This is a genomic window from Leifsonia sp. EB41, assembly GCF_041262565.1.
Classification (GTDB): domain Bacteria; phylum Actinomycetota; class Actinomycetes; order Actinomycetales; family Microbacteriaceae; genus Leifsonia.
Genome location: NZ_JBGCCJ010000001.1, coordinates 1,000,180 through 1,014,560 on the forward strand (window position 1 = coordinate 1,000,180; position 14,381 = coordinate 1,014,560).

Below are 14,381 nucleotides of genomic sequence, written 5' to 3' on the forward strand. Positions count from 1 at the left end.
GGAGGTGCGCTCAGGCGGCGCCGTCGAACATGGAGGTCACCGAGCCGTCGGTGAAGACCTCGCGGATCGCGTTCGCCAGCAGCGGCGCGATCGGCAGCACGGTGAGGCCGTCCCAGCGCTTGTGCATGGGCAGCGGCAGCGTATCGGTGACCACGACCGAGTCGATGGCCTCCGACTGCAGCAGCTCGACGGCCGGGTCGCTGAACACGGCGTGGGTCGCCGCGACCACGACGCCGATCGCGCCGGCGGCCTTCAACGCCTCCGCCGCCTTCACGATCGTGCGGCCGGTGTCGATGAGGTCGTCCACCAGCAGGCAGACGCGGCCCTTCACGTCACCGACGATCTCGTGCACCGAGACCTGGTTGGGCACCAGCGGGTCGCGGCGCTTGTGGATGATCGCGAGCGGGACGCCGAGCTTGTCGCTCCAGATGTCGGCGACGCGCACACGGCCCATGTCGGGCGAGACGACGGTCAGGGTCGACGGGTCGAGCTCGCGCTGCATGTGCTCCAGCAGCACGGGCATGGCGAAGAGGTGGTCCACCGGGCCGTCGAAGAAGCCCTGGATCTGCGCGGCGTGCAGGTCGACCGACATGATGCGGTCGGCGCCCGCGGCCTTGAACAGGTCGGCGACCAGGCGGGCCGAGATCGGCTCGCGGCCGCGGCCCTTCTTGTCCTGGCGCGCATACGGGTAGAACGGGGCCACGACGGTGATGCGCTTGGCGGAGGCGCGCTTGAGGGCGTCCACCATGATGAGCTGCTCCATGAGCCACTCGTTGATCGGGGAGGTGTGCGACTGGATCACGAACGCGTCCGACCCGCGCACGCTCTCGTCGAACCGCGCGTAGATCTCGCCGTTCGCGAAGGTGCGGGAGTCGGTGGGCACCAGCTCACTGCCGAGGTGCTCGGCGATCTGCTCGGCGAGTTCGGGATGCGCACGCCCCGAGATCAGAACGAGTCGTTTCTGGCCGGTGGCAGTGATCCCTGACACTTACTCTCCGCTCTCTTCCGTCGCATCGCTCTGTTCAGCGGCGCGCGCGGCTTCGGTGCCCGGCCGCTTCTGCGCGACCCAGCCTTCGATGTTGCGCTGCGGCGCGACGGTGATGGCGAGCGCCCCAGCTGGAACGTCCTTCCGGACGACCGTTCCTGCTCCGGTGTACGCTCCGTCACCCATCCTAACGGGCGCGACGAGCACGGTGTTCGTGCTGATCCGCACATGCGAGCCGATGATGGTGCGGTGCTTGTTCACGCCGTCGTAGTTGGCGGTGATGACGCCGGCGCCGAGGTTGCCCTTCTCGCCCACCTCGGCGTCGCCGACGTAGTTGAAGTGGGCGAGCTTGGTTCCGGCGCCGATGACCGCGTTCTTGGTCTCGGAGAAGGTGCCGATCTTGCCGTTCGCGCCGAGGATCGTGCCGGGGCGGAGGTAGGAGAACGGGCCCACCGTCGCGCCGTCGCCGATCACGGCGAGGGTGGCGTCCGTGCGCTTGACGGTCGCGCCGGCGCCGACCTCGGTGTCGACCAGCGTGGTGTCCGGGCCGATCTCGGCGCCGGTGCGGACGACGGTCGCGCCGCGGAGCTGGGTGCCGGGGAGGATGGTGACGTCCGGCTCCAGGACGACCTTCACGTCGATCCAGGTGGTCGCCGGGTCCTGCACGGTGACCCCGGCGAGCTGCCAGGTCCGCACGACGAGCGCGTTGAGCCGGGCGGCCGCCTCGCTGAGCTGGGCGCGGTCGTTGATGCCCTCCACCAGCCACGACTCGGAGACCGGGAGGGCGTCGACGTCGAAGCCGGCCTCCCGCAGCAGCCCGATGACGTCGGTGATGTACTTCTCGCCCTGCGCGTTGTCGGTGGTCACGTTGGCGAGCATGTCGCGCAGCGCTGCTGCGCCGAAGACGTAGATGCCGGCGTTGATCTCGCCGATCGCGCGCTCGGCCTCGGTGGCGTCCTTGTGCTCCACGATCCGGTCGAGGTGCCCCTCCGGGGTGCGCACGATGCGGCCGTAGCCGGTGGCGTCGGCCGGGAACGACGACAGGATGGTCGCCGCCGCACCGCCCTCGCGGTGCGCCGTGATCAGCCCGCGCAGCGTCGCCGCGTCGAGCAGCGGGACGTCGCCGTTGACCACGAGCACATCGCCAGCGAAACCCTCGGGCAGCGCGGCGACGGCCTGCTCGACCGCGCGGCCGGTGCCGGGGATCTCGTCCTGGTCCACGATGACCGCCTCCGGCAGGTCCACCTCGATCACCTCGGCGAGCCGGTCGCGCTCGTACCGCACGACGGCGACGACGCTGGCTGCATCGAGTTCACGGGCGGTCGCCAGCACATGGCCGACGATCGGGAGGCCGCCGAGCGGGTGCAGCAGCTTGGGAGTGGCGGACTTCATCCGCGTGCCCTGGCCGGCGGCGAGGACGACGATGGCGAGATTCTGATCGGTCATGATTCTCCCGGCGGGTTAGAGACAGAGGTCGGGTCGGAGACGTCGCTCCGCCTCCAGGACTCGAACCTGGACCTAACAGCTCCAAAGGCTGTCGTGCTGCCATTACACCAAGGCGGACCGCGCAACGCGCACACACAGTCTGCCAGACCCGGCGGATGCTGCCGCCGAGCGGAGGGCCCCGCCCAATAGCATGGAGGGATGGCGGAGGCACAGGACCCGGGGGCGCGCACCGGCGCACGCGACGAGGTCGACCGCATCGTCGGCGCGTGGCTGCGCGAGCGCCCCGACCTCGACTTCGCGCCGCTGCAGGTGCTCTCCCGCGTCGACCGGCTCTCCCGGCACCTCGACCGCGCCCGCCGCGGCGCGTTCGACCGCTCCGACCTCGACTCGTGGGAGTTCGACGTGCTCTCGGCGCTGCGCCGCGCGGGGTCGCCGTTCCAGCTCAGCCCCAAGTCGCTCCTCCAGCAGACCCTGGTGTCGTCCGGCACGATGACCAACCGGATCGACCGCCTCGTCGCCCGCGGTCTGGTCGAGCGCCGCACCGACCCCAACGACGGCCGCGGCATCCTCGTGCAGATGACGACGCAGGGTCTGGCCCGCGTGGACGCCGCGATCACGCGCCTGGTGGACGCCGAGGCCGACCTCCTGGAGGCGCTCTCCCCCGTCGAGCAGGAGCGCCTCGCCGGCCTGCTGCGCAAGCTCAGCCTCGGCTTCGACGCCGGCGCGTGACCTCCCGGGCTCACGGCGCAGGCTTCGCGTCCTCTCAGGTGTCTGTTATCCCGCTCTCATAAACTCGTCGGCGATGAGACTTTCCCTGAAGCGCCTCCCCTCCCGAGTGAAGCGCGCAGCCCGCTTCGAGATCCACGCGCACTGGCGCCGGCAGCCCCTCGTCCTCGGCTCCGTCTTCTACGAGTCGTTCTCCGGCAACGGGATGCTGGACAACCCGGAGGCGCTGTTCCGCGAGCTCCTGGCCGCGCCCGACCTGAAGCACCTCACCCACATCTGGGCGCTGTCCGACCTGCACCAGTACCGCGCGGCCGTCGAGGAGTTCGCCGACGACCCGCGCGTCACGTTCGTGCGCTACGGCTCGGCCGCCTACTACCGCGCGCTCGCCACCAGCCAGTACCTGGTCAACAACGCGACCTTCCCCTACGACTTCTCCAAGCGGCCGGGACAGGTCTACCTCAACACCTGGCACGGCACCCCGCTCAAGCGGATGGGCTACGACATCGACGGCGGCGCGCTCGCGACCGCGAACATCGTGCGCAACTTCGTCCAGGCCGACTACCTCCTGGCGGCCAACGAGTTCATGACCGACCAGATGTACCGCACCGGGTACAAGCTCGACGGCATTTACCGCGGCACCATCGTCGAGGAGGGCTACCCGCGCGCCTCGACCGGCAGTTCCAGGACGACGCCCAGCGGCAGGACGTGCGCCGCCGGCTGATCGCGTCCGGCATCCCGCTCGGCGACCGCAAGGTGATCCTGTACGCGCCGACCTGGAAGGGCCAGGTCTTCGGCCGGCCCGAGGACGACCTCGACGCGATGCTCGCCCACATCGCCCAGGTGGAGGAGCGCATCGACACGAGCCGCTACGCCGTGCTCGTGAAAACCCACCAGAGCGTGCACGCGCTGGCCGCCGACCGCCCCGAGCTGGCGCGGATGCTCGTGCCCAACGAGATCCCGACCAATCTCGTGCTCGGCGCCACCGACATCCTGGTGTCCGACTACTCCAGCATCTTCTTCGACTTCCTGCGCACCGGGCGGCCGATCCTGTTCTTCACCCCCGACCTCGCCGACTACGCCGGCACGCGCGGCCTCTACTTCGAGCCGGAGGAATGGCCGGGGCCCGTGCTGATGTCGGCGCCCGAGCTCGGCGACGCCCTTGCGGCCGTGGCCGAGGACGACGACCGGGTGCCCGCCGACTCGCGGGAGAAGTACCTGGCGATGCAGCGCCGGTTCACCCCGTACGACGACGGCTCGTCCGCCGCGCGCGTCGTCGATATCGTGTTCCGCGGCGTGCGCGAGGGTTACCGCCTGCGCACCTCGCTGGACGACGACGGCCGCGAGAAGATCCTGCTGTACCTGGGCGGGATGCGCCCGAACGGCATCACGACCTCCGCGCTCAACCTGCTCAACAACCTCGACCACGAGCGCTACGACGTGTCCGCGTTCTTCGCGCAGAGCAACTCGCCGGCGGCGATCGGCAAGCAGGAGCAGATCCACCCGGCGGTCCGTCAGTTCCCGCGTGTCGGCGGGATGAACGGCGCGAAGCTGCGGCATCTGGCCAGGCACCTCGAGTTCCGGCGCGGCCGCACCGCGCAGCACTCCGAGACCGCCGCGCAGAACCAGCTCTGGGACGACGAGTGGTACCGCTGCTTCGGCGACAGCCGCTTCGACTACGTGGTCGACTTCTCCGGCTACGGGCCGTTCTGGGCGATCCTGATGCTGCACTCGCCCGACGCGCAGCGTGCGATCTGGCTGCACAACGACCTGGCCTCCGACGCGCACCGCGAGGTCAACGGCGAGAAGCGCATGCTGCACTCGCTCACCCAGCTCTTCACCCTGTACGCGCAGTACGACCACCTGGTGTCGGTCTCCCCCACGCTGTCCGACGTGAACCGGGCGTCGCTGGCGGAGTTCGCACCGCCGGAGAAGTTCCTGTCGGCCCTCAACACCGTGGACGCCGAGCACATCCTGCAGAACGCGAAGGGCGACCTCCGCAAGGCGGCCTTCGACGAGGAGGCCGGGAGCGTCCCCGACTGGGTCGAGTCGCTGCTGGCGCCGGCCGAGGGCGTCACCACCTTCGTCAACGTCGGACGGCTGTCGCCGGAGAAGAACCAGGAACGGCTCATCCGCGCCTTCGCGCAGGTGCATGCCGAGAATCCGAAGACCCGGCTGGTCATCGTCGGCGCCGGCCCGCTCCAGGAGCACCTGGAGACGGTCGTCGCCACGCTCGGCCTGCAGGGCTCGGTCTACCTGACCGGGATGCAGCGCAACCCGCACGCGATCATGGCGAAGGCGGACTGCTTCGTGCTGTCGAGCGACTACGAGGGCCAGCCGATGGTCATCCTGGAGGCGCTCGTCCTCGACCTCCCGATCGTGACGGTCGAGTTCGCCTCGGCGAAGAACGCCCTCCCGGCGGGCACCGGCCTGGTCGTCCCGCAGTCGGTCGACGGCGTCGCGGACGGGATGCGCGCGTTCCTGCGCGGCGAGGTCCCGGCCGGAGCGTTCGACTGGGCGGGGTACAACCGCAAGGCGGTCGGCGAGTTCTACCGGGCGATCGGTGCGCAGCCGGTTGTCGCGGCGGCTCCGGAGGTGGAGAAGGCTGCGCCGTCGGCGGTGCCGCTGGACGCGCCGGAACCGGCTTCGGCTCCCGAGACGACGCCGACGGAGGCTGCGGCGGCCGAGTAGGTCTGTTCGACTGGTCTCCCTGACGCTCAGGCCCGCGCGACGATCCCCGCGGAATCCACCCCCGCCGGCAGCTCCCCGTAGAGCGACCCGCGATCCGGCCCGAGCCGTGCCGCGACGAAGGCGTCGGCGACCGCCGGCGGCGCGTGACGGATGAGCAGCGACGCCTGCAGAGCCACCGCGAGCGCGGCGACCAGGGTGCGCGCCGACGACTCGTCCGCGTCCGCCACCGCGCGGCGCAGCCGGTCGTGGTGCGCGTCGTACGCCGCGTGCGCTCCGCGGGCCGTCGCGAGCTCGGCGTCGAACGCCGCCACGCTCGCCGGGTCGCGCCCGATGGCGCGCAGCACGTCCAGCGCGATCACATTGCCCGAGCCCTCCCAGATCGCCATAACCGGCTGCTCCCGATAGCGCCGGGCCAGCGGGAACGCCTCCGTGTAGCCGTTGCCGCCCAGGCACTCCATCGCCTCGTAGGCGTGGCCCGGACCGCGCTTGCAGACCCAGTACTTGCTCACCGCTGTGGCCAGCCGTCGGAACGCGACCTCGGCCTCCGAGGCGTCGTCGTCGTGCGCGCGGGCCAGCCGCAGCGCGACCGCCGTCGCCGCCTCCGACTCCAGCGCCAGGTCGGCGAGCACCGCCGTCATCGCGGGCTGCTCGACCAGGCGGCGGCCGAGCGCCGCGCGATGCCGGACGTGCCAGGCCGCCTCCGCGACGGCCTGCCGCATCCCCGCCGCGCTGCCGAGCACGCAGTCGAGCCTGGTGCGGTTCACCATCTCCAGGATGGTGCGGACGCCACGGCCCTCCTCGCCCAGGAGGTAGCCGACCGTGTCCGCGAACTCGATCTCGCTGGAGGCGTTCGAGCGGTTCCCGAGCTTGTCCTTCAGCCGCTGGATCAGGAAGACGTTGCGGGTGCCGTCCTCCAGCACCCGGGGCACGACGAAGCAGCTCAGGCCGCCCGCGGTCTGCGCGAGCACCAGGAACGCGTCGGACATCGGCGCGGAGCAGAACCACTTGTGGCCGGTCAGCAGCCAGCGCCCGTCGCCGTCGGCGAGCGCCCGCGTGGTGTTGGCGCGCACGTCGGAGCCGCCCTGCTTCTCGGTCATCGCCATCCCGAACAGCGCAGACGGCTTGCCCGCCCCGAGCCGGCCGTCGTACTCGCGGGACAGCAGCCGCGGCACCCACTCGGCCGCGAGCTCCGGGGAGGCGGCCAGCGCCGGGACCGCCGCGTGCGACATCGAGACGGGACAGGCGTGCCCCGGCTCGACCTGCGCGAACAGCATGAAGGTCGCGGCGCGCGCGACGTTCGCGCCGGGCCGCGGCTCGGCCCAGGCGGAGGTGTGCGCTCCCGCGGCGACGGCGTGCCGGATGATGCGGTGGTAGCTCTCGTCGTAGTCGACCTCGTCGATCCGCGCGCCCCACCGGTCGAAGGTCCGCAGCTGCGGCTCGCGCACGTTCGCCCGCTCGGCGTCCGCCTGGAACTCGGCCGACCCGACCAGCCGGCCGACCGCACCGAGGTCGGACAGCGCCCAGTCGGCGTCGTAGCGCTCGACGGCCTCCCGCAGCGGGAGGTTCGCGGCGAACTCGTCCACGTCGACGCGCGGCGGGGATTGGTTGAGGACGGGATCGGCGGCCTGATTCACGACGGTGTGGGTCGGCATGCGGCGAGTCTAATCCGGGCGGTGCGGGGTGGCGGCGCCAACGGAGGAGATCTGGGGCACGGCGGACGGGACGTCCTCCGGTAGCTGCTGTACGGCGGCGTGCCGCGGTGGATGTCCTCCGATAACCCGCCGGATGCGGACGCATTATGGTGTTTCGGTGCGCATCCCCACCTCCCTCACCACAGACCGGCTCGTCCTGCGCCCGTGGAGCGAGGAGGACGCCGGCTTCGCCTTCGACCTCTATTCGCGGTGGGAGGTGGCGCAGTTCCTCGGCCGCACCCCCGCCGTGATGACCGAGCGGGTGGAGGCCTCCCGGCGCATCGCGCGGCTGCAGGCTTTGGAGGACGACCTGCGGGCGTTCCGGGTCGTGGAGCTGGCGGACGCGACGCCGGTCGGCACGGTCATGCTGCAGCCCATCCCCGCATCGGGTGCCGAGCCGCTGCGCCCGTCCGGCGACACGGAGATCGGCTGGCACTTCCACCCCGACCACTGGGGCCACGGTTATGCGGCGGAGTCGGCGCGCGCACTGCTTATGGCGGCGCTCGCCGACCTCCCCCGGGTGGTCGCGGTCACGTACCCGGACAACACTGCCTCCCAGCGCGTCTGCGAGCGCATCGGAATGCACCGGCTCGGCCCGTCGGACGCGTATTACAACGTGCGAATGGAGCTGTTCGAAGCGCTGGCAACGGAGGATATCTCGGCCGACACTCCGCCCCGCAGCAGCTAACGGAGGGCATCCGGGGCCGGGGACCCGGGATCTCCTCCGTTAGCGACGCGCGGGCCGGCCGCCTCAGCCCTCGAGACGCTCGCTCAGTTCCAGCCAGCGGGTCTCCTGGTCGGCGATCTCGCCCTCCAGGGTGCGCAGCTCCTCGGTGAGGCGGCCGAGGCCGACGTAGTCGCTCTGGTCGTGGCGGGCGATCGACTCGTGGTGGTCGGCGACCTGGCCGGCCAGCTTGGTGAGACGGCGGTCGATGGAGGCGAGCTCCTTCTCGGCGGTGCGCAGGGCGGCGCCGGACAGCGCGGGGGCCGACGCGGGCGCGGGCACAGCGGAGACCGCAGCAGGCGCCGCCGCGCGGTCGCGCCGCAGTCGCAGGTACTCGTCCACCCCGCCCGGCAGGTGCCGGAAGGCCCCGTCCAGCACCGCGTACTGCTGGTCGGTCACCCGCTCGACCAGGTACCGGTCGTGCGACACCACCAGCAGCGTGCCCGGCCAGCCATCGAGGAGGTCCTCCATCGCGGCGAGCATGTCGGTGTCGAGGTCGTTGGTCGGCTCGTCCAGGATGAGGACGTTCGGCTCGTCCAGGAGGATCAGCAGGAGCTGGAGGCGGCGCTTCTGGCCGCCGGAGAGGTCCTTGACCGGCGTGGAGAGCTGCGCGTTCGTGAAGCCGAGGCGCTCCAGCATCTGGCCGGGCGAAACCTCCTTGCCGCCGGCGAGGTAGGTGGTGCGCTTGTCGGCGACGACGGCGCTCACCCGGAGGTCGCTGACGGCCTCCAGCTCGTCGAGCTGCTGCGTGAGCGTCGCGATCTTGACGGTCTTGCCGCGCTTGACCCGGCCGGCGGTCGGCTCGACGGTGCCGGCGACGAGGCCGAGCAGCGTGGACTTGCCCGCGCCGTTGATCCCGAGGATGCCGGTACGCTCGCCGGGCGCGATCCGCCACTCCACGTCGCGCAGCACGGTCTTCGGCGGGAACTCGACCGTGACATCGATCAGGTCCACCACGTCCTTGCCGAGGCGGGCGGTGGCCAGCTTCGTGAGCTCGACGACGTCGCGCGGGGCCGGCTCGTCCGAGATGAGCGCGGCGGCGGCGTCCATCCGGAACTTCGGCTTGGTGGAGCGCGCGGGAGCCCCGCGGCGCAGCCACGCCAGCTCCTTGCGCATCAGGTTCTGCCGCTTGGACTCGGCGACCGACGCCATCCGGTCGCGCTCGACGCGCTGCAGGATGTAGGCCGCATAGCCTCCCTCGAACGGCTCGACGATGCCGTCGTGGACCTCCCAGGTCGCCGTCGACACCTCGTCCAGGAACCAGCGGTCGTGCGTCACCACCACGAGCGCGCCGGAGGCGGCCGGCCAGCGCCGCTTCAGGTGGGCGGCGAGCCACGCGACGCCCTCGATGTCGAGGTGGTTGGTCGGCTCGTCCAGGAAGAGGATGTCGTGGTCGTGCACGAGGAGGGCGGCGAGCGCCACCCGGCGGCGCTGGCCTCCGGAGAGCTCGCCGATCGTGGCCTCCCACGGCACGTCGGAGACGAGCCCGGCCAGCACGTCGCGAACCCGAGGGTCGCCGGCCCACGTGTGCTCGTCGCGGTCGCCGACGATGGCCCGGCCGACCGTGAGCGCGTCCGGCAGCGCGTCGCGCTGGTCGAGCATCCCGACCGTCACGTCGCGGCGGCGGGTGACCCGGCCGGAGTCGGGCTCGACGCTCCCGGCCAGCAGCGAGAGGAGGGTGGACTTGCCGTCGCCGTTGCGTCCGACGACGCCGATCCTGTCGCCCTCGGAGACGCCCAGCGTCAGCGAGTCGAAGACGACCCGTGTCGGGTATTCGAGATGCAGCGACTCGGCGCCGAGGAGATGAGCCATGAGGTCCTCCAGCCTACCGTCGCGGCCCGGGGCCGCCCTGCGCGAGGACGTCGGCTCCCCCTCCTTGGGGGAAACCGACCGGACACCCCGCTGTGGGATGATCGAAGGACCGGACCGCGCGTTCCCGACCCGCGCGGTCGATGGGGGCTGACCGTGACCGACGAGCTGGCGATCCTACGCCCACTCTTCGGACGCGACCGGGCCAGGGAGACCATCCTCCTCGTCGCCCACCGCGCGATCGACCGCGGCGGCGCCGTGCTCGTCACCGGCGAGGCGGGGCTGGGCAAGACGTCCCTGCTCGCCGACATCGCCGAGCGGCTGGACGGCTGGACCGTGCTGCGGGTGAGCGCCGACTCGTTCGAGTCCGACCTCGCGTACGCGACGGTCGAGACGCTCGTGCGCGGGCTGACTGCCCTGCGCACCGCGAACGACGCCACCATCCGCCCTCCCGCACCGGAGGACGACGCCCTCACCGTCGGGAGGCTGCTCCTCGACGCGATCGACGGCCTGACCGGGCCGGTGTGCCTCATCGTGGACGACGCGCAGTGGGTGGACGAGCCGTCGGCGCGGGCGCTCCGCTTCGTCGTGCGGCGGCTGTCCGACCGCGGCTTCCTGTTCACGGCGGCCTCCCGCCCGCAGCCGAACAGCGTGACCGCCCTGTTCGACGACCTCGCGGCGACCTCCGTCAACCACGCCCGCATCGACCTCACCCCGCTCACCGTCTCCGACACGCAGGAGCTCGCCGAGCACCTCCTGGGCCACGCCGTCTCGCGCCGCACCGCGACCCGCCTCACCGAGGCGACGCAGGGCTCCCCGCTGCTGCTCTCCGTACTCCTCGGGCAGCTCCGCGACACGTTCGAGCAGGCGCTGCACCCCGCGGGCTGGGACCTCCCCGACACCGCGATCATGCCGCTCGCGACGGCCATCTCCGCGGCGCTGGAGGGCGCCGACCCGTCCGTGCGCACCGCGGCCGAGTTCGTCGCCGTTCTGCGCGACCCGCTGCCCGCGCCCGTCGTCGGCAGCATCGCCGCGCGGCTCGACGTCAGGCTCGACCTGCCCGGCGCTGTGACGCGCGGGCTCGTCCTCGGCCGCGCCCGCGACGGCGTGCTCTGGGTGGAGCCGGCGCACGCGCTGCTCGCCGACGCGCTCGCCGCCGAGCTGAGCGTGGAGCGCCGGGTCGCCATCCACCGGGTCGCCGCCGAGGTGCTGGACGGCCACCGCGCGCTCCGGCACCGGGTGGAGGCCGCCGACACCGCCGACCCGCTGCTGGTCGACGAGCTGCTCACCGCCGCGCTGGCCGCCGCCGACCAGGGCCACGCCGAGCAGGCGATGAGCTATGCGCGCTCGGCGACCCACCTGGCCACCGACGGCGAGCTGGAGCGGGCGCTGATCGAGCTGGGACTGATCGCGATGCGGTTCCGCCTGCACGAGCAGATCCTGGACCTGCGCCCTGCGATCGAGGCCCTGGCGCCGTCGCCCGCGCGCGACGCGGTGCTGCTAGAGCTGCGCACCCTCTCCCGCGACGTGCCCGGCGCGCTGGAGCTGGCGTTGAAGCTGGAGGCCGCGCCCGCGACCACGCCGGACGAGCGCGCGATCCGCACCCACGTCGCCGAGGCGATCCCGAAGGTGCTCATGGCGATGGGCGACTTCGCCGGCGTCCTCGACCACCTGGAGACCGCACGCGCGCACATCGCGGAGTGCCCGCGGCCCGAGGAGGTCGCCGACCCGGCGCTGCGCTGGCTCGCGGAGCCCGACGAGCACCTGGTTCGCCTGCTCGGCTGGGCGCTCAACTCGGCAGCGCACGCGCGCCGCCCCGACCTGTTCGCACCGCTCACGGCCGAGCTGGACGAGGTGCTGGCGCAGCACGAGTCGCCCGCCGCCGTCGACGCGCTCGTCGCGCGGTCCCGGGTGTTCATCCTCGGCGGCGACGTCGAGCACGCCCGCGCCGACCTGGCCAGGGCGAACGAGCTCCTCCGCCGCTTCCCGTCGAGCTGGACCGCCGGTTTCGCCCGCACGATCTACGCGCACATCCTCTTCCTCGTCGGCGAGTGGGAGGAGTCGGTCACGCTGGCCGACACGGCAGTGGCGCTCGCACTGGACGAGACCGACCTGTCGGGCTGGCCGATCGCCCTGTGGACCTCCGCCCTGGTCCGCGCCGGACGCGGCGAGGCCGACCCGGTGGGCGAGCGACTGCGCTCGGCCGCGCGGGCCGATCCGCGCTTCATCGGCTCCTACGACGGCGACCTCCCGTTCCTCGCCAGAGCCGAGCTGTCCCGCGCGCTCGGCCGTCCGGAGGAGCAGCTTCGGGCGACGGCCGACGCCGAGGCCGCGGCGACGCGCGCCTCCACCCTCGGCTGGCTCACGTACCGGGTCGACGCGCTCGCGACCCTCGGCCGTGCGGCCGAGGCGCGTGCCGCCTACGAGCGCTGCGTCGCGCCGGGGCTGTGGCGGCCCTACTACGGCTCGCTGCGCTGGCTCGAAGGCCGGGTGCTGGAGGCCGAGGGCCGGACCGCCGAGGCGGTGACCGCGTACCGGGAGGCCGCGCAGGAGTGCCGCTTCGCGTTCCCCGAGGCGGTCGCGGCGCTTGACGCCGGCCGGCTGCTCGCGGCGGACCCCGACGCCGGGGACGACACCGACGACCGCGACGACGCCGAGACCCTCCTCGAGGCCGCCGCCACGACCTTTCGGGCACTCGGAGCCAGCAGCTACCTCGCCCGCACCGCGCAGCACCTCGACTCGGTGCGCTCGGCCCGGAGTCACCCGGCCGACGGCGAGCGCGGCTCCGACGACGGCATCGCGGACCCGCTCGCCACGCTCACGACGCGCGAGCGGCAGGTCGCCCACGCGCTGGCCGCCGGCATGACCAACAAGGAGATCGCGGAGCGGCTGTACGTCTCCGTCACGACCGTCAACTTCCACGTGCGCAACATCCTCGCGAAGCTCGGGATGCGCTCCCGCCGCGAGCTGCGCTCGCTCGCACTCCCCCGCCGCCGGCCCGTCAGGAGCGATCGACCCGTCAAGAGTTGACGGTTTTGCGGTCCCCCACTATGAGGACACGCACCTGCTCGCTAACGTTGATCTCACCCGGGATGCCCGACCCGCTCCCGCACGGATACGACTCAGTTCAACGAATCGTCTCAACCCGACGTGCGCTGCGGATCGGGCGTCCCTGGGCTCCGGCGCCGACCCGAACGCGCGCCTGCGCGCCTCACCAGCGCCGAGTACACCTGGAGCGCCGGGATGTGGCCCGACATGGCCCGGCTCCCCGGGGTGCTCGGCGGGTCGGGTGCTCGGCGGGTCGGGTGCTCGGCGGGCTGGCCGCCTGCGGCCCCTCAGTCCCCGACGACCCGCGCCCCGTGCACGGGACCGGTCGCCCGCACCGCGCGGATCCGGGAGGCGCTGAGCGCGATCTGCAGGTCGAGCGCGTTGTCGAGGTCCGCCGTCAGGAACGCCACGGTCGGACCGGAGCCGGACACGATTCCCGCGAGCGCGCCGTTCAGCTCGCCGAGCTCCAGCACCTCGGCGATGCTCGGGGCCAGGTGGATGGCCGGCGCCTGGAGGTCGTTCGTGAGCGCTTCGGCCAGCATCGCCGGGTCGCCTGCGCGCAACGCCTGCAGGATCTCCGCATCCACGCTCGGGCTGCGCTCGGCCGGCGCGATCTCGCCGACGTGCCGCTGCCGGTGGCGGTCGAGCTCGCTGTAGACAGCGGGCGTGCTGAGCTCGCCCTCCGGCAGCGCGAGCACCCACTGGAACTGCCCGGTCGCCAGCGCCGGGCTCAGCCGATCGCCGCGGCCGGTGCCGATCGCCGTGCCGCCGATCAGTGCGAAGGGGACATCGGCGCCAAGCCGCGCGGCCAGGGCGAGCAGCTCCTCGCGGCCGAGCTCGGTGCCCCACAGCGCGTCGCAGGCGACCAGGGTCGCCGCGGCGTCGGCCGAGCCTCCGCCCATGCCGCCCGCTATAGGGACGTGCTTGTCGATCTCCAGCCGGACGCCGCCGGTGTGGCCGGTCTTCTTGGCCAGCAGCTTGGCGGCCTTGATGGCCAGGTTCGTGCCGTCGGTCGCCAGGCCGCTCGTGTCGACGCTGCCCGCGAAGCTGACCGAGAAGTCGTCGGCCCGGTACGCGCGGACGTCCTCATAGAGCGAGACGGCCTGGTAGGCGGTCGCGACGTCGTGGTAGCCGTCGTCGCGGACGGCGCCGACGCGCATGAACACGTTGATCTTTCCCGGCGCACGCACATGCACGGAATCGACGTCCCACCCCGAACCCGCCTCGACCATGCCTCAAACCTACACACCGCGGAGCCCCCGCG

9 protein-coding genes, 1 tRNA gene and 1 pseudogene are annotated in these 14,381 nt (G+C 72.3%); 5 read left to right on the top strand and 6 right to left on the bottom strand.

What is annotated here, in order from left to right; genetic code table 11:
- Nucleotides 1–10: 10 nt before the first annotated feature.
- The 3 genes from ABH923_RS04895 to ABH923_RS04905 all read right to left on the bottom strand — a co-directional run bounded on the left by ABH923_RS04895 (nt 11) and on the right by ABH923_RS04905 (nt 2,548).
- Nucleotides 11–988, bottom strand: coding sequence for a ribose-phosphate diphosphokinase (locus ABH923_RS04895; RefSeq protein ID WP_370054249.1), 978 nt, complete (start codon nt 986–988; stop codon nt 11–13).
- Nucleotides 989–2,431, bottom strand: coding sequence for a bifunctional UDP-N-acetylglucosamine diphosphorylase/glucosamine-1-phosphate N-acetyltransferase GlmU (glmU, locus tag ABH923_RS04900; RefSeq protein WP_370054250.1), 1,443 nt, complete (start codon nt 2,429–2,431; stop codon nt 989–991).
- A 45-nt stretch (nt 2,432–2,476) separates the two neighbouring features.
- A tRNA-Gln gene (locus tag ABH923_RS04905) sits at nt 2,477–2,548 on the bottom strand.
- Nucleotides 2,549–2,629: 81 nt separating this feature from the next.
- Between ABH923_RS04905 and ABH923_RS04910 the strand changes: the two genes are divergently transcribed.
- From ABH923_RS04910 to ABH923_RS04920, 3 genes and pseudogenes are all read left to right on the top strand, one after another.
- Nucleotides 2,630–3,160: a MarR family winged helix-turn-helix transcriptional regulator gene (locus ABH923_RS04910; RefSeq protein ID WP_370054251.1), complete on the top strand. Its 531-nt coding sequence runs from the start codon at nt 2,630–2,632 to the stop codon at nt 3,158–3,160.
- 202 nt (nt 3,161–3,362) lie between these two features.
- Nucleotides 3,363–4,384 (top strand): annotated as a pseudogene (locus ABH923_RS04915) (CDP-glycerol glycerophosphotransferase family protein); the annotation flags it as partial.
- A 582-nt stretch (nt 4,385–4,966) separates the two neighbouring features.
- Nucleotides 4,967–5,845 (top strand): glycosyltransferase, encoded by an 879-nt coding sequence (locus ABH923_RS04920; protein ID WP_370057304.1) that lies wholly within the window; start codon nt 4,967–4,969, stop codon nt 5,843–5,845.
- Between the two features lie 26 nt (nt 5,846–5,871).
- Here ABH923_RS04920 and ABH923_RS04925 read toward each other — a convergent pair whose 3' ends face one another.
- Nucleotides 5,872–7,497 carry an acyl-CoA dehydrogenase family protein gene (locus ABH923_RS04925; protein ID WP_370054252.1) on the bottom strand — a complete coding sequence of 542 codons (1,626 nt, stop codon included), beginning with the start codon at nt 7,495–7,497 and terminating at the stop codon, nt 5,872–5,874.
- A gap of 157 nt (nt 7,498–7,654) precedes the next feature.
- On the opposite strand from ABH923_RS04925, the gene ABH923_RS04930 reads away from it, so the two are divergent.
- On the top strand, nt 7,655–8,224 hold the full coding sequence (locus ABH923_RS04930; protein ID WP_370054253.1) for a GNAT family N-acetyltransferase: 570 nt from the start codon (nt 7,655–7,657) through the stop codon (nt 8,222–8,224).
- A gap of 63 nt (nt 8,225–8,287) precedes the next feature.
- Here the strand turns inward: ABH923_RS04930 and ABH923_RS04935 are convergent, their stop codons facing one another.
- Nucleotides 8,288–10,072 carry an ABC-F family ATP-binding cassette domain-containing protein gene (locus tag ABH923_RS04935; RefSeq protein ID WP_370054254.1) on the bottom strand — a complete coding sequence of 595 codons (1,785 nt, stop codon included), beginning with the start codon at nt 10,070–10,072 and terminating at the stop codon, nt 8,288–8,290.
- Nucleotides 10,073–10,225: 153 nt separating this feature from the next.
- Between ABH923_RS04935 and ABH923_RS04940 the strand changes: the two genes are divergently transcribed.
- Nucleotides 10,226–13,099 carry a LuxR C-terminal-related transcriptional regulator gene (locus tag ABH923_RS04940; RefSeq protein ID WP_370054255.1) on the top strand — a complete coding sequence of 958 codons (2,874 nt, stop codon included), beginning with the start codon at nt 10,226–10,228 and terminating at the stop codon, nt 13,097–13,099.
- A gap of 305 nt (nt 13,100–13,404) precedes the next feature.
- Here the strand turns inward: ABH923_RS04940 and ABH923_RS04945 are convergent, their stop codons facing one another.
- A complete protein-coding gene (locus ABH923_RS04945; protein WP_370054256.1) occupies nt 13,405–14,349 on the bottom strand; it encodes a 4-(cytidine 5'-diphospho)-2-C-methyl-D-erythritol kinase in 945 nt (314 codons plus the stop codon).
- Nucleotides 14,350–14,381: the final 32 nt, after the last annotated feature.